Genomic DNA, 24,123 nt, shown 5'->3' with positions numbered 1-24,123 from the left:
ATGCCCGCCCCGCCGCTGCCCCCACTCGTCAGAACGACGAACCCGGCTCGCGCAGAAATGCCGTTTCCTCGTCGGTCGACGCACGGCCGAGAATCGCGTTCCGGTGCGGAAAGCGCGCCCGAAGCGCGCGACCACGGCCGCGTGCCGCAATGCGAAGTCGTGATAGCTTTCGCACCCCGCTTCATCACGAATGCCCGCACATAAGCGCACGGCCTCGCGCTGGCTCTCGGGCGATTCGTCATGTTCGAACGGCAGATACGCGAACGCGCGGTGATGGCCGCTCGGCAATAGCGCGTCCCAGCCGGCTGCGACGACGCGGCGAGCAAGCGCCAGCGCCTTCGGGTCGGCAGCGAACGCGCGCGGCGTGCCGCGATGAATGTTGCGGGAAAACTGGTCGAGAACCACGATCAGCGCGAGTGCGCCCGACGGCGAGTCGGCCCAGCGGTCGCAGGCACCGTCGCATGCGGCGTCGAGCAATGCGCCGTAGCGCGTGCGCAGCACGTCGTCGAACGCCGCGCCGCCGTTGAACCATACCTTGCGCGCCCGCCCGAACTCGGCCGAATCCGGCGCACCGAACCAGAAATCGAGAATCTCGCGTGCTTGCGGATCGAGCGCCGCCGCGCGACCCGTCGGGTTGTCGATCGTCATGCAAACTCCAGTACGAGGCGCCGTGTGCGCGCGCTCTTCTTTTCCACTTTGGCGACCCGCAGCTCGCCGATTTCCGACGTATTGCGCACATGCGTGCCGCCGCACGGCTGCAGGTCGACGCCGGCGATGCGCAGCAGCCGCACGCGGCCCAGCCCCGTCGGCGGCTTCACGCTCATCGTGCGCACCAGTTCGGGCCGCTCGGCCATCTCCGCATCGGTGATCCATTCGATCGTGACCGGATGCGCGCCGCGGACCAGCGCCGCGAGCCGGCGTTCGACGTCCTGCCGGTCGATCGCGTCGGACGTCGCGAAATCGAGCCGCACGTAGTCGGCCGTCACGCTGCAGCCGTCGACCGGGTACGGCAGCACCGCGCACATCAGGTGTGCGGCCGTGTGCAATCGCATGTGCCGGTAGCGGCGCAGCCAGTCGATGTCCGCGACCACGCGCGCGCCGGGCGCGAGCGCCGCCAGGCGCGCGTCCTGCCCCGCCGCGGGCACGTGCACGGCATCGTCGGGCGTCGCGCCGTCGAACTTCGCCTTGCGCGTGTCGGCGATCGCGATCGTGCTGCCGTCGGACAGCGTCAGCGTGCCGCTGTCGCCGGCCTGCCCGCCGCCGAGCGGATAGAACACGGTGCGGTCGAGCCGGATGCCGTCATCGTCGATGGCCGCGACGACGGCGTCGCATTGCGTGAGGTAGGCGTCTTCGCGAAACAGTGCGTGGGTCGTCATCGGGCGAGCCTCGTATCGATGGGGAAACGATCAGTGTCGCGTCACACCGCACAGGCGCCCAGACGCAGATCGTCCAGCGCCCGGACAGCAGCGTACCGGTCGATCAACCGGGCCGGTTGCGCATCCAGTCGGCCGTGTCGTAAAACGAATGCATGAGCCGCTCGCGCAGCGGCTCGGGCAACCCGATGTCGTCCATCGCCCACGCCATGCAGCGCAGCCACTGGTCGCGCTCGACCGACGCGATCGGAAACGGCAGGTGCCGGGCGCGCAGCCGCGGATGGCCGAAGCGGTCGATGTAGTGGTCGGGGCCGCCGAGCCAGCCGCACAGGAACCAGAACAGCTTGTCGCGCGAGCCGTCGAGCGACGCCGGATGCAGCGCGCGAATCTCCGCGAACTCGGGCTCGAGGTCCATCAGGTCGTAGAAGCGGTCCACCATTTCGCGCACGCGGGCTTCGCCGCCCACGAGCTCGAACGCCGTCGGCTGCGACGGCGCATCATCATTCACATCGGTCATACGGATAATCGGAAACGGGATGGTCGGGGCCGCCGGCAACGCTCAGGCGTCGCGCAGCGACTGCAGCGCGGGGCGCCGCAACACATTATGCAGGCTCAGCCAGCCGGCCGCAGCGGCGCATGCGACGCCGGCCGCGATCCCGGCCGGCACGAGCCACGGATCGACCGCGAGCCGGAAATCGAACACGCGCGACGCGAGCACCCAGCCGACCGCGATAGCGCCCGCCGACGCCAGCGCGCCAGCCAGCGTGCCGACGACGATGAACTCCGCACGCTGCACCGCGTTGACCTGCGCGCGCGACGCACCGAGCGCGCGCAGCAGCGCGGCCTCGCGCACGCGCTCGTCGCGCGAGCCGGCAAGCGCCGTGTACAGCACGAGCACGCCGGCTGCGAGCGTGAACGCGAACAGGAACTGCACGGCGCCCACCACCTGCAGCATCATCCGCTGCAGTTGCGCGAGGATCGGCGCGACGTCGATCGCGGTCAGGTTCGGGTAGCGCGCGATCAGCGGGTCGAGCAGCGCCGCGCGCTCGGCCGGCAGATGGAAGCTCGTCAGGTAGACGGCCGGAAAATCCTTCAGCACGGGCGGCGGCATCAGCACGAAGAAGTTGACGCGGAACGTGCCCCAGTCGAGCTTGCGCACGCTGGTGATCGGCGCATCGACCGTCAGCCCGGTCACGTCGAAGCGCAGCACGTCGCCCGGCTTCACCTTCAGCGTGTTCGCGAGCCCCGCCTCGATCGAGATCTGCGGCGTGGCCGACGCGCCGAACCAGTCGCCGGCGACGATCCGATTGTCGGACGGCAGCTCGGTCGTGTACGACAGGTTGAATTCGCGGTCGACGAGCCGGCGCGCTTCGTCGGACGGATACGCATCCGGATTCACGGGCTTGCCGTTGATCGCGACGAGCCGGCCGCGCACCATCGGCGCAGGCACCGCATCGCGCACGCCGTGCGCGACCAGCCACGCCGCGACGTCGTCGCGCTGCTCGGGCTGGATGTCGATCAGGAATTGATTCGGCGCGTCGGGCGGCGTCGACTCCCGCCATCCGGCGATGAGGTCGTTGCGGGTAATCGCGATCAGCAGCAGGCACATCAGGCCCAGCGCGAGCGCGGTAATCTGCAGCGCGCTCGCCGTGCCGCGCCGGTGCAGCGACGCGAGCGCATAGCGCCAGCCGATGCCCGCGGCCACGCGCGCGTTGCGCACCGCACGCGCCGCCACGTACAGCACGAGCCGGGCGATCAGCGCGAAACCGACCAGCGCGCCGGCGAACCCGCCCGCGACGATCAGCCCGAGCTTCAGGTTGCCCGCGGCGACGATCAGCAGCCCGGCGAACAGCACGACGCCGAGCGCATACGCGGCCCACGCGGTGCGCGACGCGTCGCCCCAGTCGCGCCGCAGCACGCGCACCGGCGGCACGCGCGTGAGCGGCGCGAGCGGCGGCAGCGCGAAGCCGAGCAGCAGCACGAGCGCGGCGCCGATGCCGATGAGCGCGGGCCACAGCGTCGGCGCCGGCAGCACGACCTCGATCAGGCTGCCGAGCGCGGCCAGCAGCGCCCAGTGGCCGCCGTAGCCGAGCAGCGCGCCGGCGACGCCCGAGACGACACCGATGCCGGCGAATTCGAGTGCGAACAGCGCGCCGAGCGTGCGGCGGCTCACGCCGAGGCAGCGCATCGTCGCGCAGCCGTCGAGATGGCGCCGCATGTAGCGCTGCGCGGCCATCGCGATCGCGACCGCCGCGAGCAGCGCGGTCAGCAGCGCAACGAGCGTCAGGAAATGGCGCGCGCGATCGAGCGTCTGCCGCACCTGCGGCTGCCCCTCCTGCAGCGATTCGAGCCCGACGCCGCGCAGCTTGCCGCCGTCGACGCGCCCGCGCGCATACGCGTCGAAGCGCGCAACGGCCTGCGGGTCGCCGGCGACGAGCAGCCGGTACGTGACGCGGCTGCCATAGCCGACGAGCCCGGTCGCCGCGAGTTCGTCCGCGCGCATCATCAGCCGCGGCGAGAAATTGACGAACGAGAAACCGCGATCGAGCTCGCGGGAAATCGCTGCCGCGACCGTGAACGTGCGCAGCCCGACGCGCACGGTGTCGCCCGCTCGCAGATGCAGCGCGTCGAGCAGCGCGGGATCGGCCCACACGGTGCCGGGCGCCGGAATCGCGGTCGCCTTGTGCGCGGCGGCGGCGCCGGCGGGCACGATCTCGACCGCACCGCGCAGCGGATACCCGGGCGACACGGCCTTCACGGCCGCGAGGCGGGTGGGCGCGGCATCGCTCGCCTGCCCACCGGCCGCCGCGATCATGCTCGGGAAAATCGCGGTCGTCGCGGTACGCAGCCCGAGTGCATGCGCCTCGCGATCGAACGACGGATCGACGGGACGATCGGCACGCACGACGAAGTCGGCGCCGAGCATCTGGCGCGCGTCGCGCTCGAGCCCCTGACGCAGCCGGTCGGCGAGAAAGCCGACGCTCGTCAGCGCCGCGACCGCGAGCACCAGCGCCAGCACGAGCAGCGTCAGCTCGCCGGCGCGCCAGTCGCGCGCGGTCATCCGCGCGGCCTGGCGGATCAGGTCGTGCCAGCCGAAGCGGCCCGCGTGGCCGCGCGCGCTGGTGGGGGACGGGTCAGCATGCTGCCGGTCGACGGACGACTGCGCCTTCAATCGCGCTTGCCCCCGATCGAATTGAGCCGCGACACCATATGGTTCGCCATCCCGCGGAACCCGCCCGACACGCCGCGCCACAGACGCGGCAGCGCCCACACCGACGCGACGATGAACGCGGCGAGCAGCACGAGGAACACCAGCGGGACGAAAAACGCGAGCGCGAGGCCGCCGAACACGAGACCGTCCTCGGTCGACGAGGCGATCCAGTTCGACACCGGTTCGGGAGACAGGTTGATCAGTGCGCGCGTGCCGGCCTTCGTGATGTGCGCGGCACCGGCGAGCGAACCGCCGGCCAGCCCGGCGATCGCGAGCACGGCCGGGTCAGTATGGCCGAGCGCACCGGCGGCCAGCACCGCGCCGGCCGGAATGCGGATGAACGTGTGCACGGCGTCCCACAGCGAATCGAACGCGGGAATCTTGTCGGCGAGGAATTCGGTGATGGCGAGCACGGCTGCGGCGCCGATGACCCATGGCGACGTGAGGACGGCGAGCGTATCGGGCAGATGGAGCCAGCCGGCACGCGCGAGCAGGCCGGCGATCAGTACCGTCAGGTAAAGGCGTAGCCCGCTCGCCCATGCGAGCCCCGCGCCAAGCGAAATGGCTTCGATCATGGCCCTCTCCTTGCACTTTCCGTGCGCTTTGCCGATTGATCGGATCGGATCGCATGACCAGCCGCGTGGCGCGTGGCGACCGGCGCCGCCCGCCGGAAAAGGCGCAACGGCATTCAGGCCCGAATGCGTTCCATTATAGACAGGCTATCAGGATGGCCGGCGCAATTCCGCAGTGCGTCACGGCCGGGCGACCCGGCGCGAACGCGCGCGGCATGCCGCCCTCAGGCGGCCGACGACAGCTTCAGACCGATCAGCCCGAGCACGATCAGCGCTGCGCTCGCGACGCGCGCGACGGTCAGCGCCTCGCCCATCATCACGATGCCGAACACGAACGCGCCGACCGCGCCGATGCCCGTCCACACCGCATACGCCGTGCCGAGCGGCAACTGGCGCATCGCGACCGCGAGCAGGCCGAAGCTGGCCAGCGCCGTCACGATCGTAAACACCGACGGTCCGAGCCGCGTGAAACCCTCGGACGATTTCATGCCGGCCGCCCAGGCCACTTCCAGCAAACCGGCGATCAACAACAATACCCACGCCATCTCGACGTACTCCGGATCGGATGGGGCCGTCCCCGTTGAAGCGAATGACCCGGGGTCGTCCCCGGGCGGCGCCGAGTATAACAAAATGCTTACGGGGACGCCGGAGGCTGCCGGCCCGCATCGCATGGAGAATCCGGGCGCGGCAGGGCCCGGCAGGCATCGATCTGCCTGCCGGGGCGGGCTGTCCGGCTATTCGGACGTTCGGCCGTTCGGCCGTTCAACCGTTCAACCGTTCAGTTCGACACGCGCTTGGCTGCATTGCCGCCGACGCAGCGGTCGTCGCGATACAGCGCCCATTCGTCGCATACGCGGCCGTCCTTGAACGCGCACATCCCGGCCTGCCCGCTCGGCAGGCTGCGGACCACGTGGCGACCGCCGAGTTTCTCGCAGTTGAGCGATGCCGGATTGGGGAGCGCGGCCTGCGACGACGAAGGCTGCTGGCCGGGTGGAAGCGGCTGCGCGAACGCGCCGGGCGCGGCGAGCGCCAGCGCACAGATGACGACCAGACGGACGGACATTGCACGCTCCTCGATGTCGTTCTCGGAACGGTCAGCATAGCGGGGAATCCGCGACCGGTGTGCGCGGCCGGCTCGCGCGCGGTCAATGTCGCGCCGATGCAACTTCGACACCGAGCGTACTTGCATTTCGGCCGCAAACGTCATGCAGCGCCGACGAGCCGGTAGCCGACGCCCGTCTCGGTCACGATGTGCTCGGGCTGTGCGGGATCGCGTTCGAGTTTCTGGCGCAGATGCGCCATGTAGATGCGCAGATAGTGATGGCTTTCGACGTGCGACGGCCCCCACACGTCGCGCAGCAACTGGCGGTGCGTGAGCACGCGCCCGGCGTGCCGCACGAGCGTCGCGAGCAGCCGGTATTCGAGCGGCGTCAGGTGCACGATCTCGCCGTCGCGCCACACCTGGCGCAGCGCGAGATCGACGGTCACGGTGCCGAAACTCACCTTCGGCGACTCGCTCGCGCCGCCCTGGTTGCGCCGGCGCAGTTGCGCGCGCATCCGTGCACGCAACTCGGACACGCCGAACGGCTTGGTCAGGTAGTCGTCGGCCCCCGCGTCGAGCGCGGCCACCTTCTCCTCTTCCTGCGTGCGCGCCGACAGCACGATCACGGGCACCTCGGACCAGCCGCGCAGCTCGCGGATCACGTCGAGGCCGTCGGTGTCGGGCAGGCCGAGATCGACGATCACCAGGTCGGGCTTGCGCGTCGCCGCGTCGATCAGCCCCTGCTTGCCCGTCTCCGCCTCGAATACGGCGATGTCCTCCTCTTCGAGCGCGGCGCGCACGAAGCGGCGGATCTGTTTTTCGTCCTCGATCAGGACGACGGTCAGGCTCGGTTCACTCATGGTCTGGCAAGGGCTCGGATGGGGACGATGCGGCGGGCGCTTCGATATCGTCTTCGGGTACGGCGGGCACGGCAGGCGGCGTATCGACCGGCAGCGTGAACCAGAAACGCGCCCCCGTCACGCGGCCGTCGGGCCCCGTGCGGTTGAGTGCGCCGATTTTACCGCCGTGGGCCTCGACGATCGCGCGGCAGATCGCGAGGCCGAGCCCGATGCCCGGCGTCGCCGATTCCTTCTCGCCGCGCGTGAACTTGTCGAAGATCCGTGTCTCCATCCCGGCCGGCAGGCCCGGGCCGTGATCGTCGACGTGCACGCGCACGAACGGTTGCCCGTCGTCGGTCACGCGCTCCGCGCCGATGTCGAGCGGCGCGCCGGGCGGCGTGTACTTCGCCGCGTTCTCGAACAGGTTCGTGAAGAGCCGCTCCATCAGCACCGCGTCCATCCGCAACAGCGGCAGGTCGGCCGGCAGCGACACGCGCGCGGGATGGTGCGCGAGCACGCGCTTGCATGCGGCGAGCGCCGCGCCGACGGTTTCCTCGAGCAGCGACCACTGGCGCTTGAGCTGCAGGCTGCCGGCCTGCAGCCGCGCCATGTCGAGCAGGTTCGTGACGATGCCGGTCATGCGCAGTGCCTCGTCGTGGATCGCATCGACGAGCTCGCCTTCGCGCTGCGCGCCGCGCTCGGCCGCGGCGGCGTCGACGTGCGCGGGCGCCGCCGCCGCGCGCCCGTTCGCGAGCATCGACGAGAAGCCGACGATCGTCGTGAGCGGCGTGCGCAGGTCGTGCGAGATCGCCGACAGCAGCGAGTTGCGCAGCCGTTCGGACTCCATGTTGACGAGCGCATCGCGCGCGATCTCGACGTAGTGCACGCGCTCCAGCGCGAGCGCGATCTGCGCGGCGAACGCGTCGAGCATTCGCTGCTGCTCGGGCACCTCGAGTTCGCGCGGCTCGCGCGACGCCACCGCGAGCACGCCGCGCGTACGCATCGGCGCCTTCAGCGGCAGATACAGCGCGGCGGTCGCGGGCAGCGTGTCGGTGCCGCGGCCGGCCGGCTTCTGCTGGTCGTACACCCACTGGCCGACGTCGCTGTCGAGGTCCGCGCCCGTCAGCGTGACGGCCGCGTCGGGATCCTCGATCTTCTGCCGCACCTGGTCCGCGCTGTCGGGCAGCAGGATCGCCACGCGCGCGCGGAACACCTCGCCGACGTGGCGGCTGCCGATCTCGACGATCTGCTCGGTCGTCAGCGCGGCGCCCAGTTCGCGCGCCATCGCATAGATCGCGCCGGTGCGGCGCTCGCGGTGCTGCGCGACGCTGGCCTGGCGCGTGAGCGTCGACGTCAGGTGGCTGATCACGAGCGACGTCAGCAGCATCCCGAAGAAGGTCAGCAGGTATTGCGTGTCGCTGACCGAGAACGACATGCGCGGCGGCACGAAGAAGAAGTCGAACGCGGCGACCGACAGGAACGACTGCAGCACGCCCGGGCCGCGCCCGAGCCGCACGGCCGAGAACACGACGCCGAGCAGGTACAGCATCACGAGGTTCGTGAGGTCGAGCCGCTCGGACACGACGCTCGCGATGACGGTGATCGCCGCGCAGATCGCGGCCGCGTACGCGTAGTGGCGCGGCGGCGAACGGTGCGTGGCGAACTGCGCGAACGCGTTGCGCCAGTCGCGCACGCGCGGGTCGAGCGGCGCGGCGCGCGCGTCGTCGCTCGCCGACGCGCGGATCAGCATCAGGTCGACGTCGCCGGCACGCTCGGCCAGCTTCTCGCCGAACGGCCGCGCGAAGCGGCGCGCGAGCCCGACCTTCGGCGAGCCGCCCGCGACGACCTTCGACACGTTGCGCACCTTCGCATAACCGATCAGCGCGGCGACCGCATCGTCGCCGGCAAGCGTGGCCGTCTCCGCGCCGAGCTCGGCCGCGAGCTTCAGCGCATCGAGCGTGCGTTGCCGCTGCGCGTCGGGCAGCCGCTGCAGCCGCGGCGTCTCGACATACACGGCGATCCAGTCGGCCTTCACGCTCGCGGCGAGCCGTGCGGCCGCGCGCACGAGCGTCGGCGCTTCGGGGCCCGGGCCGACGCACACGAGCAGCCGCTCGCGCGCCTGCCAGATACGCTGGATCGAGCGGTCGGCCCGGTACTCGCGCATCTGCGCGTCGACGCGGTCGGCCGTGCGCCGCAGCGCCAGCTCGCGCAGCGCGATCAGGTTGCCCTTGCGGAAGAAGTTGCGCACCGCCCGCTCGGCCTGCTGCGCGAGATAGACCTTGCCGTCGCGCATCCGCTCGAGCAATTCCTCGGCCGGCAGGTCGACGAGCGTGACCTCGTCGGCCGCGTCGAACACGCGATCGGGCACGGTCTCCCACACGCGGATGCCGGTGATCGCGCCGACCACGTCGTTCAGGCTTTCGAGATGCTGGACGTTGACGGTCGTGTACACGTCGATGCCCGCGTCGAGCAGCTCGTAGACGTCCTGCCAGCGCTTCAGGTGCCGCGCGCCCTGCACGTTCGAATGCGCGAGTTCGTCGACGAGGATCAGTTGCGGCGCACGCGCGAGCGCGCCGTCGAGATCGAATTCGGCGAGCGTGCGGCCGCGATACTCGATGCGGGCAGGCGGCAGCACGTCGAGGCCGTCGAGCAGCGCGGCGGTCTCGGCACGGCCGTGGGTCTCGACGATGCCGACGACGACGTCGACGCCTTCCTGCACGCGCTGGCGCGCGGCCTGCAGCATCGCGTAGGTCTTGCCGACGCCGGCCGACGCGCCGAAGAAGATCTTGAGCTGGCCGCGCCGCTGCTTTTCTTCATCGCGCTGCAGCTTGTCGAGGAGTTGGTCGGGATCGGGGCGGTTCATGCGTCGGGAAAACCATGCGCCGGATGGCGCGCGAGTACGGGCATTGTTGTTCCAAATCGCGGCAAAAGGCAAAGACGGCGCATGCGCCGTCGGGGAAATCGGGGCCGGCGCGCAGCCGGCCGGCAGCCGGCCGCACACCGCGCGCATGCCGGTTGCCGTGTGCTCAGTGCGCGGCCTGCGCCGCGTCGAGCGCGAGGTTCAGCTTCAGCACGTTCACGCGCGGCTCGCCGAGCACGCCGAACTGGCGGCCCGTCGTGTTCGCGGCGACGAGCTGCGCGACCGCGTCCGGCGTCAGGTTGCGCGCCTTCGCGACGCGCTCGACCTGGTACGCGGCGGCGGCCGGCGTGATCTCCGGATCGAGACCGCTGGCGGACGCCGTCACGAGGTCGACCGGCACCGGCTTCGACATGTCGGTGCCCGCGTCGCGCAGCGCGGCGATGCGGCCCTTCACCTGGTCGGTAAGGGACGGGTTCAGCGGGCCGAGGTTCGAGCCGCCCGAGCCGCCCGCGTTGTACGGCATCGGCGTGGTGGCCGACAGCCGGCCCCAGAAATACTTCGGCGCATCGAACGACTGGCCGATCAGCGCGGAGCCGACGACCTTGCCGTTCTGCTCGATCAGGCTGCCGTTGGCCTGCGACGGAAACACGGCCTGCCCAAACACGGTCATCACGGCCGGGTAGGCGAGCCCTGTCACGGCCGTCAGCACGACAAAGATCACGACGAGCGGGCGAATCAACGTTTTCATGATGGATCTTCCTTCAAAGGCGGCGCATCAGGCCCAGCCGAGCGCGGCGAGCGTCATGTCGATCAGCTTGATGAACGGGAACGGCAGCAGCACGCCGCCGAGGCCGTACACCAGCAGGTTGCGGCGCAGCAGCGACGCCGCGCCGAGCGGCCGGTACGTGACGCCCTTCAGCGCGAGCGGAATCAGCGCGACGATGATCAGCGCGTTGAAGATCACCGCGGACAGGATCGCGGACGCCGGCGACGTCAGATGCATGATGTCGAGCACGCGCAGTTGCGGATAGGTCGTCACGAACGCAGCCGGGATGATCGCGAAGTACTTCGCGATGTCGTTCGCGATCGAGAACGTCGTGAGCGACCCGCGCGTCATCAGCATCTGCTTGCCGATCTCGACGATCTCGATCAGCTTCGTCGGGTTCGAGTCGAGGTCGACCATGTTGCCGGCTTCCTTCGCCGCCTGCGTGCCGGTGTTCATCGCCACTGCCACGTCGGCCTGGGCGAGCGCCGGCGCATCGTTGGTGCCGTCGCCCGTCATCGCGACGAGGCGCCCCGCCGCCTGGTGCTCGCGGATCGTCGCGAGCTTGGTTTCCGGCGTCGCTTCCGCGAGGAAATCGTCGACGCCCGCTTCCGCCGCGATCGCCGCGGCCGTCAGCCGGTTGTCGCCCGTCACCATCACGGTCTTGATGCCCATCTTGCGCAACTCAGCAAAGCGTTCCTTGATGCCGCCCTTCACGATGTCCTTCAGCTCGATCACGCCGAGCACGCGCGCCGCGCCGTCCTGCAGGTCGGCCACGACGAGCGGCGTGCTGCCGCGGCGCGCGACGTCGTCCACCGCGCGGCGCACTTCTTCCGGAAAGCGGCTGCCGTGGGTTTCGACGTAGCGGCGGATCGCGTCGGCCGCGCCCTTGCGGATCTCGCGGCCCGGCAGATCGACGCCGCTCATCCGCGTCTGCGCGGAAAAGCCGAGGAACGTCGCATGCAGTTGCGCCATGTCGCGCTGGCGGATGTTGAAGCGTTCCTTCGCGAGCACGACGATGCTGCGCCCTTCCGGCGTTTCGTCGGCGAGCGACGACAGTTGCGCGGCATCGGCCAGCGCTTCCTCGGTCACGCCCGGCGCCGGCACGAACGTCGATGCCTGGCGGTTGCCGAGCGTGATCGTGCCGGTCTTGTCGAGCAGCAGCACGTCGACGTCGCCGGCCGCTTCGACCGCGCGACCCGACGTCGCGATCACGTTCGCCTGCATCATCCGGCTCATCCCGGCCACGCCGATCGCGGACAGCAAGCCGCCGATCGTCGTCGGGATCAGGCACACGAGCAGCGCGACGAGCGCGGTGATCGTCACCACGTGGCCGGCCTTCATCGCTTCGACCGAGAACATCGAGAACGGCAGCAGCGTCGCGGTCGCGAGCAGCATCACGATCGTCAGCGCGACGAGCAGGATCGTCAGCGCGACCTCGTTCGGCGTCTTCTTGCGCTTCGCGCCTTCGACCATCGCGATCATCCGGTCGAGGAACGCCTCGCCGGGGTTCGCGGTGACCTTCACGACGATCCAGTCCGACAGCACGCGCGTGCCGCCCGTCACCGACGAGAAGTCGCCGCCCGATTCGCGGATCACCGGCGCGGATTCGCCGGTGATCGCCGATTCGTCGACCGACGCGACGCCGTCGACGACCTCGCCGTCGGCCGGGATCACGTCGCCGGTCTCGACCAGCACGACGTCGCCCTTGCGCAGGTCGGACGCGGTCGTGATGCGGATCGGCGACTTCGGATGCGGCTCGTTGAGCTTCTTCGCCATCACATCCTTCTTCGCGCTGCGCAGCGATGCGGCCTGCGCCTTCGAGCGCCCTTCGGCGAGCGCTTCGGCGAAGTTCGCGAACAGCACCGTGAACCACAGCCACAGCGCGATCGCGAGGATGAAGCCCGCTGGCGCCTCGGCCTGGCCGGAGAGCGCCGCGATCCACAGGATCGTGGTCAGGATGCTGCCCACGTACACGCAGAACATCACCGGGTTGCGGAACTGCGTGCGCGGCGTGAGTTTCTTGAACGAATCCACGATCGCCGGGCGCAGCAGCGCCGGATCGAACATGGACCGTGTTGCGGAATGTTGAGTCATTGCGATCTCTTCAAGCTCTTCAGTCTTTTCAGTGTGTCGCGATGCGGGCGCGCATCACGCGCCCAGCCACATCATCAGGTGCTCGACGCCCGGGCCGAGCGCGAGCGCCGGCACGTAGGTCAGCGCGCCCACCAGCAGCACGGTGCCGAGCAGCAGCACGACGAACAGCGGGCCGTGGGTCGGCAGCGTGCCGCTCGTCACCGCGATGCGCTTCTTCGCGGCGAGCGAGCCTGCGATCGCCAGCACCGGCACGATCGTGCCGAAGCGGCCGAACCACATCGCGATCGCGGTCATCCAGTTGTAGAACGGCGTGCCGACCGTCAGGCCCGCGAACGCGCTGCCGTTGTTGTTCGCGGCCGAGCTGAACGCATAGAGGATTTCCGAGAAACCGTGCGGGCCCGGGTTCGCGATGCCGGCCTTGCCCGCGTCCGCCAGCACCGCGATCGACGTACCGACCAGCACGAGCAGCGGCGTGAGCAGCACGACGATCGACACCATCTTCATCTCGTACGACTCGATCTTCTTGCCGACGTATTCGGGCGTGCGGCCGATCATCAGGCCGGCGACGAACACCGCGAGCAGCGCGAACACGAGCATCCCGTAGAGACCGGAGCCGACGCCGCCGAAGACCACTTCGCCCAGTTGCATCAGCAGCATCGGCACGAGGCCGCCGATCGGCGTCAGCGAATCGTGCATCGCGTCGACCGCGCCGCACGACGCGGCTGTGGTCGCGACCGTGAAGATGCCGGTCTGTGCGATCCCGAAGCGCGTTTCCTTGCCTTCCATGTTGCCGCCCGGCTGCAGCGCGCCGGCCGACTGGTCGACGTGCAGCGCGGCGAGCGTCGGGTTGCCGCCCTGCTCGGCGTTCACCTCGATGACGGTCGCGACCGCAAACGCGACCGTCATCGCCGCGAGCACCGCGATGCCCTGCCGGCGATCGCCGATCATGCGGCCGAACACGAGGCACAGCGCGGCCGGGATGATCAGGATCGCGAAGATCTCGATGAAGTTCGCGAACGGCGTCGGGTTCTCGTACGGGTGCGCGGAGTTCGCGTTGAAGAAGCCGCCACCGTTGGTGCCGAGCATCTTGATCGCTTCCTGCGATGCGACCGGCCCCATCGCGAGCGTCTGCTTCGTGAGCGGCGTCGGCACCGTGACCGCGTTGCCCTTGTCGTCCTTCACCGGGTTGCCCTGCGCGTCGAGCTTCGGCGCCGCGTAGGTGCTCGTCTGCAGCACCGGCACGTCCTGGTACGCCTTCATGTTCTGCAGCACGCCCTGGCTCATCAGCAGCGCGGCGATCACCACCGACATCGGCACGAGCACATACATCGTCACGCGCGTGAGGTCGACCCAGAAGTTGCCGATCGTCTGTGCTGTATGGCGCGCGAAGCCGCGGATCAGCGCGATCACGACGACGATGCCGGTCGCCGCCGACAGGAAGTTCTGCACGGTCAGGCCGAGCATCTGCGTCAGGTAGCTGACCGTCTGCTCGGGCGTGTAGTCCTGCCAGTTCGTGTTGGCGACGAAGCTGACGGCCGTGTTGAACGCGCCATCTGGCGTCATCGCGCCGAACTGCTGCGGGTTGCCGGGCAGGAAGCCCTGCAGGCGCAGCAGCCCGTACAGGAACAGCACGCCGAGCGCGTTGAACGCGATCGTCGCGATCGTGTACTGCTTCCAGTTCATCTCGGTGCCGGCATCGACGCCGGCGACGCGGTACAGCGCGCGTTCGAGCGGCCCGAACACGCGCACGACGCGCGAGCTGCCGTCCATCACCGCGGTCAGGTAGCGCGCGACCGGCACGGCGGCCGCGAGCAGCACGACGATGAACAGCAGCGTCTGCAACAGGTTGTTCGCGTTCATTCGATGTCCTCCGCGCGCAGCAGCGCAAAGACGAGATACGCGAACAGCAGGGCCGTCGAGGCACCCGCCAGCCAAAGCATCCAGGTCATGCGCGCCCCCCGCGGCCGTATTGCGAAAGCTTCTCGCAACCGGCAAGCAAACCGAGGATCAGCGCGGTGAAGACCACCAGTGCGCCGACAAAAACCCCATCCATTTTTGTGTTCTCCGTCGTCGAAATCGGACGACTAGAACCTTATGGGAACGCGCGTAAAGGACGGGTCAAAGGTGCTCGGGCGGGTATAAAAAACGTGTAAACGCGGGAAGCGGGGGACAGCGGGCGGGACGTGGGGCGGGGTGTCGGGCGGGACAGCAGACAGGACGGGCAGCACGCCGGTGCTGCCCGCGATGTGCCGGCGGGGCGCCGGCACGATGAGAGGCGTCAGGGAACGAGGATAGTCGAGCCGGTCGTCTTGCGCGATTCGAGGTCGGCGTGCGCGCGGCCGACTTCGGCGAGCGGATAACGCTGGTTGATGCTCGTCTTCACCTTGCCCGACAGGATCACGTCGAACAGCTCGGCGGCAGCCGATTCGAGATCGGCGCGCTTCGCGATGTACGAGAACAGCGTCGGGCGCGTGAAGAACAGCGAGCCGCGCGACGAGAATTCCTTCGAGTCGATCGCCGGCAGCGGACCGGACGCATTGCCGAAGCTCACGAAGTAGCCTAGCGGCGCGAGGCAGTCGAGCGAGCCGATGTAGGTGTCCTTGCCGATCGAATCGTAGACGACCGGCACGCCCGCGCCGTTCGTGATCTCCTTCACGCGCTGCGTGAAGTTCTCGCGCGTATAAACGATCGGATAATCGCAGCCGTGCGCCTTCGCGAGTTCGGCCTTCTCGTCCGAGCCGACCGTCCCGATCACGGTCGCGCCGAGCGCCTTCGCCCACTGGCACACGAGCAGGCCGACGCCGCCGGCCGCCGCGTGGATCAGGATCGTGTCGCCGGCCTTCACCGGGTACGTGCGGCGCAGCAGGTAATGCGCGGTCAGGCCCTGCAGCATCACCGATGCCGCGTCGTCGTAGCTGATCCCGTCCGGCAGCTTCACGAGCCGCTCGGCCGGCATTACGCGCTCCTGCGCGTAGGCGCCCGGCGGCTGCCCGACGTATGCGACGCGATCGCCCGCCTTCACCGCGGTCACGCCTTCGCCGACGGCCGTCACCTCGCCCGCCGCTTCCATCCCGAGGCCGCCGGGCAGTTGTTGCGGATAGAGGCCCGTGCGGAAATACACGTCGATGTAGTTGAGCCCGACCGCGTGCTGCCGGATGCGGACTTCGCCCGCCTTCGGCTCGCCGACCTCGACATCGACCCACTTCATCACGTCCGGGCCGCCCGGCTGGTCGTATCGGATTGCTTTCGGCATTGTTTGCTCCTCTTCTGTCTGGATTCTGGAAATCCGGTTCGGCGAATGCATCGACATTGCCGCTACAGCGATGCGTGTGAACACGGGTCGTAGCAGACGATTCTCGCGCGTCGTGCGCGGTCACGCAGCGCGTCGTCGCAATCCCTTCACATTGATAGGGTTTTCGCGGGAAATGGATGGCACCGGCGTGCAAGCCGCGGGACGGCACGGTGTCGGGCGAATCGCCCCGCGCTTGGTCATGTCGTTCGCGCAATCAACGACGTCCGTCACACTTCGCCACGTTCGAATCCTGGCCTTCCGGTTGTGCGGCGTTCCGTTCCGGTCCGCGATGACCGAACGGGGCCGCCCCGCGAGTTTTGGCGTTGCGCCCGTTGCGCAAGGGATCTCCCGTGCCACGTCGGCACACTCGGCGCCGTCGGGGACCATCGACGCCGATCGCCCCAGCAATTCCGGCTCTCGCCGTACTCATTTGTGAGACGACGACCGTGCTATTTTGCCCGTTGCCCAATTCGCCAAGTACAAGCAATGAACCGCCCTCTTTTTCGGAACATGTTTTGTTATCGCGTCGTTATCGGCAAGTATCGGTAGTGCAATCGCAGATCCGGTACCGCGTGTCGACGGCGCCCGTTTGCTCGACGGCATGAGCCGTTCCGACAACGGTCCGTACGCCGACGCCGAGCGCCACGCAATGGCCGGGTATCTGGCCGGCGTCGTCGATGCGACGGAAGGGAAGGACTGGTGCGACAGCGGTCGTGTCAAACCGGGGGAAATCGATTCGGACGTGCTCGGCGATCTCCGGAAACAGCGAAGAGACGCGCTGAAGGCAAGTGCCGCAGTCTTGGTCACCGGTGTCTTGCGACAAAAATACCCCTGCCGTTAGCGGTCCCGGAAACACCATAGCCCCTCACCTGAACTAGCGGGTTGAGTGGTAAACCGATCGTAACGTTTCGGAAAGCGGCGTTTTGACATTGAAGCGACAATTTGCATCAGTGTTCGCACATTTGTTCATGACAGGTGTTGCTTCGCTACCCTATGAATACTCTTGCTTATTCCGGCACGGACGCTGGAAAGTCTCTCTCACTCTCTCCGCTACGCATGACCGATACAGCTTTTGCTGTGGTTGCCCCATCGCTCCCACATGGCGCACATGCTAATCATTGACACAGATGACTTTCGACTTCGAATGGAGCCCGTTGCTGCGCGACGCGAGGAACCGGGAGGCCCGTATCTTGAATGGATCGACGTACGAATCCAATTGACGGTACCGGGTATTCAGGCGGAAGGGCAATGGCGTGTTATGCCCGACGAGTTGCGACAATTCCGGCAACAGATTCAATCCATGCAAACGCAGCTTCAATCCGGTCAACGAGCGGAGTTGGCAGGCGTTGAGCCGGGGTTTGAACTGATATTGGAAACACTTGATCGAGGCACGATCATAGGCGACTGGCGTTTTCAGCCAAGACCACCCGATGGAGCATACATTAAAGGGCATTGTGGGCTGGATCAGTCCTTCTTGTCTGAACTGCTACAAGGAATTGAATCCCTTCTATCGTTCGCCGGAACAAGCAATTCACCGTGATCAAGACCTCGCGCGCGCACGCGCGTTGGTCGACGGTGTAGCTGGCCAGCCGACGGTTCGCCGAACGCGCACGCGCGCTCGCCGTGCTCGATTGCGTGCCGGCCATCACGCCAAGCAGCGGTGCCGCCAGGAGCGGCGCGCTGAAGCAACGGCCCCCGGGCCGTTGCGTGGCAGCGCACCGACCGCCTGACTCGACAGCGCAGCACCCGGCGCGCCCCGTCCGAAACTCCGTGGCCGATCGCACACGAAACACACTTAATCAACACCTCGACCGTTGAAGCGGGGCGTTCTTCACCTGCTTGCTAGCAAACGTCCTGCATGTTCCGCGCCAGATCGTCGAGCAGCATCCGCGCGGTCGCGACGTTGGTCGCCACCGGCACGTCGTGCACGTCGCATGCACGCACCAGCGCGGTGATGTCCGGATCGTGCGGCTGCGCGGTCATCGGGTCGCGCAGGAACACGACGATGTCGACGCGGCCGTCGGCCAGCTCCGCACCGATCTGCAGGTCGCCGCCAAGCGGCCCCGACAGCTTGCGCTCGACCTCGAGCCCGTGCGCGGCGGCGATGCGCCCGCCGGTCGTGCCGGTCGCCACCAGCCGGCACTGCGCGAGCGTCGTGCGGTACTGGCCCGCGAGTGCGACGATCTCGTCCTTCTTCGCGTCGTGCGCAATCAATGCGATGCGGGGTTTGCTCATCTCCGGTTCCTTCGTGTTTCGATTGTTGTCGTGGGGGTGAATAGGGCGGGAGCGCCCGTCAGAACGTGCCCGGATACGCGCCGCCGTCGAGCAGCCAGTTCTGCCCGGTGATGTAGCCGGCATGCACGCTGCAGAGGAACGCGCACGCCGCGCCGAATTCGGCGCGCGTGCCGAGACGCCCGGCCGGAATCTCCTTCGCGCGCCGCGCGCGCATCTCGTCGACGGTCACGCCCTGCGCTTTCGCCGACGCGGCGAGCGTCGTCGCGATCCGGTCGGTGTCGAACAGCCCCGGCAGCAGGTTGTTGATCGTCACGCCCTGGCCGGCCACCTTGCGCGACAGCCCGGCGACAAAGCCGGTCAGCCCCGAACGCGCGCCGTTGGACAGCGCGAGCACGTCGATCGGCGCCTTCACGGCCGAACTCGTGATGTTGACGATCCGGCCGAAGCCGCGGCCGATCATCCCGTCGATGGTCGCGCGGATCAGCTCGATCGGCGTCAGCATGTTCGACTCGAGCGCGCGGATCCAGTCGTCGTGCGAGAAATCGCGGAAGTCGCCGGGCGGCGGGCCGCCGGCATTCGTCACGAGAATGTCGGGCTGCGGGCACGCGGCGAGCGCGGCCGCCCGCCCGTCCGGTTTCGTGATGTCGCACGCGACCGCGGTGACCGACACGTTCGACGCGGCGCGAATCTCCTCGGCGGTTTCCTCCAGCGTGTCGCGCGTGCGCGCGACGATCACGAGGTTCACACCCTCGGCGGCCAGCGCTTCCGCGCAGCCGCGCCCGAGCCCCTTGCTCGCCGCGCACACGAGCGCGGTCTTTCCTTCGATGCCGAGATCCATCGTCGATTCCTTTATGGCGACGCGCGCCGGCGCGGCCCCGTTGCCGCCGAACGGGCAGCAACGGACATGCGCGGCGCGCGGATTGTCGTGAGACGTCGATATTATCCGGATCGCGTGACGCGCCTTGGTAAAATTGCGGCCATCAGCGCCAGCCGGCCCCGCGCCCGCCGCCGCTCCCCGATCCCCTTTCGCCGCCAAGGCACCCCGTCATGAAACAGGACAGCCGTTTCCCGAATCTCTTCATCACCGATCATCCGCTGATCCAGCACAAGCTCACGCACATGCGCGACAAGGACACGTCGACGCGCACGTTCCGCGAGCTGCTGCGCGAGATCACGCTGCTGATGGGCTACGAGATCACCCGCAACCTGCCGATCACGACCAAACGGGTCGAAACCCCGCTGGTCGCGGTGGACGCGCCGGTGATCGCGGGCAAGAAGCTCGCGATCGTGCCCGTGCTGCGCGCGGGCATCGGGATGTCGGACGGCCTGCTCGACCTGGTGCCGTCCGCGCGCGTCGGCCACATCGGCGTCTACCGCGCCGACGACCACCGCCCGGTCGAATACCTGGTGCGGCTGCCCGATCTCGAGGATCGCATCTTCATCCTGTGCGACCCGATGGTCGCGACCGGCTATTCGGCCGTGCACGCGGTCGACGTGCTCAAGCGCCGCAACGTGCCGGCCGCGAACATCATGTTCGTCGCGCTGGTCGCCGCGCCCGAAGGCGTGCAGGTGTTCCAGGACGCGCACCCGGACGTGAAACTGTTCGTCGCGTCGCTCGACTCGCACCTGAACGTGCACGCGTACATCGTGCCGGGCCTGGGCGACGCGGGCGACCGCCTGTTCGGCACCAAGAACTGACGCACCGCACGGCCGGGCCTCGCGGGCCCGGCACGCCACGACGGCCGCCTGGCCGTTCGGCCATGCGCGGCGGCCCCGAAACGACGGTCGCCGCGTGATAAAATCTCGTTCCACTCGACACGCGCGGCCCCGCGGCATCACGCCCGCCAACACGGCCGCCGATTCAACGACACATTGGCACAATCGCCCGCGCAAGCGCGCCCGGGCACGGAGAAAGGTATGGCTGGTCATTCGAAATGGGCCAACATCAAGCACAAGAAGGCAGCAGCTGACGCGAAGCGCGGCAAGATCTGGACTCGTCTGATCAAGGAAATCCAGGTCGCGGCGCGCCTCGGTGGCGGCGACGCGAGCTCGAACCCGCGCCTGCGCCTGGCAGTCGACAAGGCAGCCGACGCCAACATGCCGAAGGACAACGTCAAGCGCGCGATCGATCGCGGCGTCGGCGGCGCCGACGGCGCGAACTACGAGGAAATCCGTTACGAAGGCTACGGCATCAGCGGCGCGGCGATCATCGTCGACACGCTGACGGACAACCGCACGCGCACGGTCGCGGAAGTCCGCCACGCGTTCTCGAAGTTCGGCGGCAACATGGGCACCGACGGTTCGGTCGCGTTCATGTTCGATCACGTCGGCCAGTTCCTGTTCGCGCCCGGCACGTCGGAAGACGCGCTGATGGAAGCCGCGCTCGAAGCCGGCGCGGACGACGTCAGCACCAACGACGACGGCTCGATCGAAGTGCTGTGCGACTGGCAGGCATTCTCGGCGGTGAAGGACGCGCTCGAAGCCGCGGGCTTCAAGGCCGAGCTCGCCGAAGTGACGATGAAGCCGCAGAACGAAGTCGAATTCACCGGCGACGATGCGGCGAAGATGCAGAAGCTCCTGGACGCGCTCGAGAACCTCGACGACGTGCAGGAGGTGTATACGAACGCCGTCATCGTCGAGGAATGAGATGCCGGCCGCCGTACGCAGCGTTGCGACGGCGGCCCGCCCGATTTCGCGGCCGGCGCGCCTGAGCGTGCCGGCCGCCCTGTTTTCTAGTCTGCGGGGAATCCCATGAAACTACTCGTCGTCGGTTCCGGCGGCCGCGAACATGCGCTGGCGTGGAAGCTCGCGCAGTCGCCGCGCGTCCAGATGATCTACGTCGCGCCGGGCAATGGCGGCACGGCGCAGGACGCGCGTCTGAAGAACGTCGACATCACGTCGCTCGACGCGCTCGCCGATTTCGCGGAAAGCGAAGGCGTCGCGTTCACCCTCGTCGGGCCGGAAGCGCCGCTCGCGGCCGGCATCGTCAACCTGTTCCGCGCACGCGGCCTGAAGGTGTTCGGCCCGACCCGCGAAGCCGCGCAGCTCGAAAGCTCGAAGGATTTCGCGAAGGCGTTCATGAAGCGCCACAACATTCCGACGGCCGACTACGAAACCTTCTCCGATGCGGCGGCCGCCCACGCGTACATCGACGCGAAGGGCGCGCCGATCGTCGTGAAGGCCGACGGCCTCGCGGCCGGCAAGGGCGTCGTCGTCGCGATGACGCTGGAAGAAGCGCATGCCGCGGTCGACATGATGCTGTCGGGCAACAAGCTCGGCGACGCCGGCGCGCGGGTCGTGATCGAGGAGTTCCTCGACGGCGAGGAAGCGAGCTTCATCGTGATGGTCGACGGCAAGCATGCGCTGGCACTGGCTTCGAGCCAGGACCACAAGCGCCTGCTCGACGAGGATCGCGGCCCGAACACGGGCGGCATGGGCGCGTACTCGCCCGCGCCGATCGTCACGCCGCAGATGCACGCACGCGTGATGCGCGAAATCATCATGCCGACGGTGCGCGGGATGGAGAAGGACGGCATCCGCTTCACGGGCTTCCTGTATGCGGGCCTGATGATCGACAAGGAAGGCAATCCGCGCACGCTGGAATTCAACTGCCGGATGGGCGACCCGGAAACGCAGCCGATCATGGCGCGCCTGAAGAGCGATTTCTCGAAGGTCGTCGAGCAGGCGATCGCGGGCACGCTCGACACCGTCGAGCTCGACTGGGACCGCCGCACCGCGCTCGGCGTCGTGCTGGCCGCACACGGCTATCCGGACGCGCCGCGCAAGGGCGACCGCATCAACGGGATCCCGGCCGAGACCGAACAGGCGGTGACGTTCCATGCTGGCACGACGCTCGCCGAAGGCGACAAGCTCGTCACGTCGGGCGGCCGCGTGCTGTGCGTGGTCGGCCTCGCCGATTCGGTGCGCGAAGCGCAGCAGCATGCGTACGACACGATCAACCAGATCAACTTCGAAGGGATGCAGTACCGCCGCGACATCGGCTTTCGTGCACTGAACCGCAAGAGCACCTGAAGCCCCGATCGCTGCCCTGACCGCCGCCCTGCCCGCACGGGCGGCGGCCTCCTCTGCCGGGTTCGATAGAATGCCGGCAGACGCCTTTTTTACGGCCCCCGCTTCGCGCGGGGGCACCCAGTCCAGACATGACCGATTCGACCTACGACGTGGCACGCGTGCGCACGTACCTCCAGGGCCTGCAGACACGCATCGCCGACGCGCTCGGCGCGCTCGACGGCACGCCGCTCGCGACCGACGCGTGGCAGCGCGGGCCCGAAGAGCGCCTGCGCGGCGGCGGCTGCACGCGGATTCTCGAAGGCGGCCGTGTATTCGAGCGTGCGGGGATCGGTTTTTCCGACGTCGCGGGCGACGCGCTGCCGCCGTCGGCGAGCGCGGCACGCCCGCAGCTCGCGGGCCGCGGCTTCGAGGCGCTCGGCGTGTCGCTCGTGCTGCACCCGCGCAATCCGTACTGCCCGACGGTGCACATGAACGTGCGGATGCTGATCGCGACGAAGCCGGGTGAAGCGCCGATCTTCTGGTTCGGCGGCGGGATGGATCTGACACCGGTTTATCCGTTCGAGGAAGACGCGCGGCATTTCCACCAGACCTGCAAAGATGCGCTCGATCCGTTCGGCGCCGAGCTGTACCCGCGTTTCAAGACGTGGTGCGACGAGTATTTCTTCCTGAAGCACCGCAACGAGACGCGCGGCATCGGCGGGATCTTCTTCGACGATTTCTCCGAGCCCGGTTTCGAACGCTCGTTTGAGATGATGCAAAGCGTCGGCGACGCGTTCCTGAACGCGTACCTGCCGATCGTCGAGCGCCGTGTCGCGCTGCCGTACGGCGAGCGCGAACGCGACTTCCAGGCGTACCGGCGCGGCCGCTACGTCGAATTCAACCTGGTATTCGACCGCGGCACGCTATTCGGCCTGCAAAGTGGCGGCCGGACCGAGTCGATCCTGATGTCGATGCCGCCGGTCGCGAACTGGCGCTACAACTGGCAGCCCGAGGCCGGCTCGCCGGAAGCGCGCCTGACCGACTTCCTCGTGCCGCGCGACTGGGTCTGAGCCCACCGCGCACCGCCGTCTCACGAACAGGACACGTTTTTCTGGACACTACCGCCCGCTCCGCCCCGCTGCCGCGCCCGCTGTCACATCGCATCGGCCTGCTGGGCGGCACGTTCGACCCGATCCACGACGGCCACCTCGCGCTCGCGCGCCGTTTCGCCAGCGTGCTCGGCCTGACCGAGCTCGCGCTGCTGCCCGCCGGCCAGCCGTACCAGAAGCGCGACGTGTCGGCCGCCGAGCATCGGCTCGCGATGACGCGCGCCGCGGCCGGCGCGCTGACCCTGCCGGGCGTGACGGTCACCGTCGCGACCGACGAGATCGAGCACGCGGGCCCGACCTATACGGTCGAGACGCTCGCGCGCTGGCGCGAGCGCGTCGGCCCCGACGCGTCGCTGTCGCTGCTGATCGGCGCGGACCAGCTGGTACGCCTCGACACGTGGCGCGACTGGCGCAAGCTGTTCGACTACGCGCACATCTGCGCGGCGACGCGCCCGGGCTTCGAGCTCGACGCGGCACCGCCCGACGTCGCACTAGAAATCGCGCGGCGGCAGGCCGGCGCCGACGTGCTGCAAGCCACGCCGAGCGGCCATCTGCTGATCGACAGGACGCTGGCGTTCGATATCGCCGCAACCGACATCCGTGCGCACCTGCGCGAATGCATCGCGCGTCATGCGCAAATGCCCGATGCGTCGGCCGAGCATGTGCCGGCCGCCGTCTGGGCCTATATTCTTCAACATCGTCTCTACCATTCCTGATTC

22 protein-coding genes and 1 pseudogene are annotated in these 24,123 nt (G+C 68.5%); 7 read left to right on the top strand and 16 right to left on the bottom strand.

Going from position 1 to position 24,123, the window contains the following annotated elements; genetic code table 11:
• Nucleotides 1–28 precede the first annotated feature (28 nt).
• The 14 genes and pseudogenes from O1Q03_RS22220 to O1Q03_RS22155 form a co-directional block, all read right to left on the bottom strand.
• Nucleotides 29–648 (bottom strand): annotated as a pseudogene (locus tag O1Q03_RS22220) (DUF924 family protein).
• Nucleotides 645–1,376 carry an alanyl-tRNA editing protein gene (locus O1Q03_RS22215; protein WP_269506138.1) on the bottom strand — a complete coding sequence of 244 codons (732 nt, stop codon included), beginning with the start codon at nucleotides 1,374–1,376 and terminating at the stop codon, nucleotides 645–647. Before O1Q03_RS22215 ends, O1Q03_RS22220 begins: the two are co-directional and overlap by 4 nt.
• Nucleotides 1,377–1,479: 103 nt before the next feature.
• A complete protein-coding gene (locus tag O1Q03_RS22210; protein ID WP_269506137.1) occupies nucleotides 1,480–1,890 on the bottom strand; it encodes a group II truncated hemoglobin in 411 nt (136 codons plus the stop codon).
• Between the two features lie 42 nt (nucleotides 1,891–1,932).
• Nucleotides 1,933–4,434 carry an ABC transporter permease gene (locus O1Q03_RS22205; RefSeq protein WP_269506219.1) on the bottom strand — a complete coding sequence of 834 codons (2,502 nt, stop codon included), beginning with the start codon at nucleotides 4,432–4,434 and terminating at the stop codon, nucleotides 1,933–1,935.
• Between the two features lie 107 nt (nucleotides 4,435–4,541).
• Nucleotides 4,542–5,159, bottom strand: a complete 618-nt coding sequence (locus O1Q03_RS22200; protein ID WP_269506135.1) for a DUF4126 domain-containing protein — start codon at nucleotides 5,157–5,159, stop codon at nucleotides 4,542–4,544.
• Between the two features lie 221 nt (nucleotides 5,160–5,380).
• A complete protein-coding gene (gene sugE, locus O1Q03_RS22195) occupies nucleotides 5,381–5,701 on the bottom strand; it encodes a quaternary ammonium compound efflux SMR transporter SugE (protein WP_269506134.1) in 321 nt (106 codons plus the stop codon).
• A 233-nt stretch (nucleotides 5,702–5,934) separates the two neighbouring features.
• A complete protein-coding gene (locus tag O1Q03_RS22190; RefSeq protein WP_269506133.1) occupies nucleotides 5,935–6,219 on the bottom strand; it encodes a putative hemolysin in 285 nt (94 codons plus the stop codon).
• Nucleotides 6,220–6,359: 140 nt separating this feature from the next.
• On the bottom strand, nucleotides 6,360–7,058 hold the full coding sequence (gene kdpE, locus O1Q03_RS22185) for a two-component system response regulator KdpE (protein ID WP_098551030.1): 699 nt from the start codon (nucleotides 7,056–7,058) through the stop codon (nucleotides 6,360–6,362).
• On the bottom strand, nucleotides 7,051–9,900 hold the full coding sequence (locus O1Q03_RS22180) for a sensor histidine kinase (RefSeq protein ID WP_269506130.1): 2,850 nt from the start codon (nucleotides 9,898–9,900) through the stop codon (nucleotides 7,051–7,053). Before O1Q03_RS22180 ends, kdpE begins: the two co-directional genes overlap by 8 nt.
• A gap of 163 nt (nucleotides 9,901–10,063) precedes the next feature.
• Nucleotides 10,064–10,645 carry a potassium-transporting ATPase subunit KdpC gene (kdpC, locus tag O1Q03_RS22175; protein WP_269506129.1) on the bottom strand — a complete coding sequence of 194 codons (582 nt, stop codon included), beginning with the start codon at nucleotides 10,643–10,645 and terminating at the stop codon, nucleotides 10,064–10,066.
• A gap of 27 nt (nucleotides 10,646–10,672) precedes the next feature.
• Nucleotides 10,673–12,757 carry a potassium-transporting ATPase subunit KdpB gene (kdpB, locus tag O1Q03_RS22170; RefSeq protein WP_050016412.1) on the bottom strand — a complete coding sequence of 695 codons (2,085 nt, stop codon included), beginning with the start codon at nucleotides 12,755–12,757 and terminating at the stop codon, nucleotides 10,673–10,675.
• Between the two features lie 54 nt (nucleotides 12,758–12,811).
• Nucleotides 12,812–14,617, bottom strand: coding sequence for a potassium-transporting ATPase subunit KdpA (gene kdpA / locus O1Q03_RS22165; RefSeq protein WP_269506126.1), 1,806 nt, complete (start codon nucleotides 14,615–14,617; stop codon nucleotides 12,812–12,814).
• Nucleotides 14,614–14,706, bottom strand: a complete 93-nt coding sequence (kdpF, locus tag O1Q03_RS22160) for a K(+)-transporting ATPase subunit F (protein ID WP_006752209.1) — start codon at nucleotides 14,704–14,706, stop codon at nucleotides 14,614–14,616. Before kdpF ends, kdpA begins: the two co-directional genes overlap by 4 nt.
• A gap of 329 nt (nucleotides 14,707–15,035) precedes the next feature.
• Entirely contained in the window at nucleotides 15,036–16,010 is a 975-nt protein-coding gene (locus O1Q03_RS22155; RefSeq protein ID WP_269506125.1) for a quinone oxidoreductase family protein, read from the bottom strand.
• 628 nt (nucleotides 16,011–16,638) lie between these two features.
• Here O1Q03_RS22155 and O1Q03_RS22150 point away from each other — a divergent pair.
• Together O1Q03_RS22150 and O1Q03_RS22145 are read left to right on the top strand one after the other, a co-directional pair.
• Nucleotides 16,639–16,890 (top strand): Rap1a/Tai family immunity protein, encoded by a 252-nt coding sequence (locus O1Q03_RS22150; RefSeq protein WP_442865821.1) that lies wholly within the window; start codon nucleotides 16,639–16,641, stop codon nucleotides 16,888–16,890.
• Between the two features lie 258 nt (nucleotides 16,891–17,148).
• Nucleotides 17,149–17,589, top strand: a complete 441-nt coding sequence (locus O1Q03_RS22145) for a WapI family immunity protein (RefSeq protein ID WP_442865820.1) — start codon at nucleotides 17,149–17,151, stop codon at nucleotides 17,587–17,589.
• A gap of 302 nt (nucleotides 17,590–17,891) precedes the next feature.
• On the opposite strand, the gene O1Q03_RS22140 is transcribed toward O1Q03_RS22145, so the two are convergent.
• Both O1Q03_RS22140 and O1Q03_RS22135 read right to left on the bottom strand, forming a co-directional pair.
• Entirely contained in the window at nucleotides 17,892–18,284 is a 393-nt protein-coding gene (locus O1Q03_RS22140) for a methylglyoxal synthase (RefSeq protein WP_096507658.1), read from the bottom strand.
• Between the two features lie 58 nt (nucleotides 18,285–18,342).
• A complete protein-coding gene (locus O1Q03_RS22135; RefSeq protein WP_269506118.1) occupies nucleotides 18,343–19,122 on the bottom strand; it encodes an SDR family oxidoreductase in 780 nt (259 codons plus the stop codon).
• Between the two features lie 209 nt (nucleotides 19,123–19,331).
• On the opposite strand from O1Q03_RS22135, the gene upp reads away from it, so the two are divergent.
• From upp to O1Q03_RS22110, 5 genes are all read left to right on the top strand, one after another.
• Complete coding sequence (upp, locus tag O1Q03_RS22130; RefSeq protein WP_269506117.1) at nucleotides 19,332–19,982, top strand: uracil phosphoribosyltransferase; 651 nt, start codon at nucleotides 19,332–19,334, stop codon at nucleotides 19,980–19,982.
• 219 nt (nucleotides 19,983–20,201) lie between these two features.
• Complete coding sequence (locus tag O1Q03_RS22125) at nucleotides 20,202–20,930, top strand: YebC/PmpR family DNA-binding transcriptional regulator (RefSeq protein ID WP_044844700.1); 729 nt, start codon at nucleotides 20,202–20,204, stop codon at nucleotides 20,928–20,930.
• A gap of 105 nt (nucleotides 20,931–21,035) precedes the next feature.
• Nucleotides 21,036–22,316: a phosphoribosylamine--glycine ligase gene (gene purD, locus O1Q03_RS22120; protein WP_269506116.1), complete on the top strand. Its 1,281-nt coding sequence runs from the start codon at nucleotides 21,036–21,038 to the stop codon at nucleotides 22,314–22,316.
• 128 nt (nucleotides 22,317–22,444) lie between these two features.
• A complete protein-coding gene (gene hemF, locus O1Q03_RS22115) occupies nucleotides 22,445–23,365 on the top strand; it encodes an oxygen-dependent coproporphyrinogen oxidase (RefSeq protein WP_269506115.1) in 921 nt (306 codons plus the stop codon).
• A 41-nt stretch (nucleotides 23,366–23,406) separates the two neighbouring features.
• Nucleotides 23,407–24,120, top strand: coding sequence for a nicotinate-nucleotide adenylyltransferase (locus tag O1Q03_RS22110; protein ID WP_269506218.1), 714 nt, complete (start codon nucleotides 23,407–23,409; stop codon nucleotides 24,118–24,120).
• Nucleotides 24,121–24,123 lie beyond the last annotated feature (3 nt).

The organism is Burkholderia sp. IMCC1007 (genome assembly GCF_027257875.1).
Classification (GTDB): domain Bacteria; phylum Pseudomonadota; class Gammaproteobacteria; order Burkholderiales; family Burkholderiaceae; genus Burkholderia.
The sequence above is the reverse complement of the archived record's forward strand: the minus strand, read 5'-3'. Positions and strand labels throughout refer to the sequence as shown.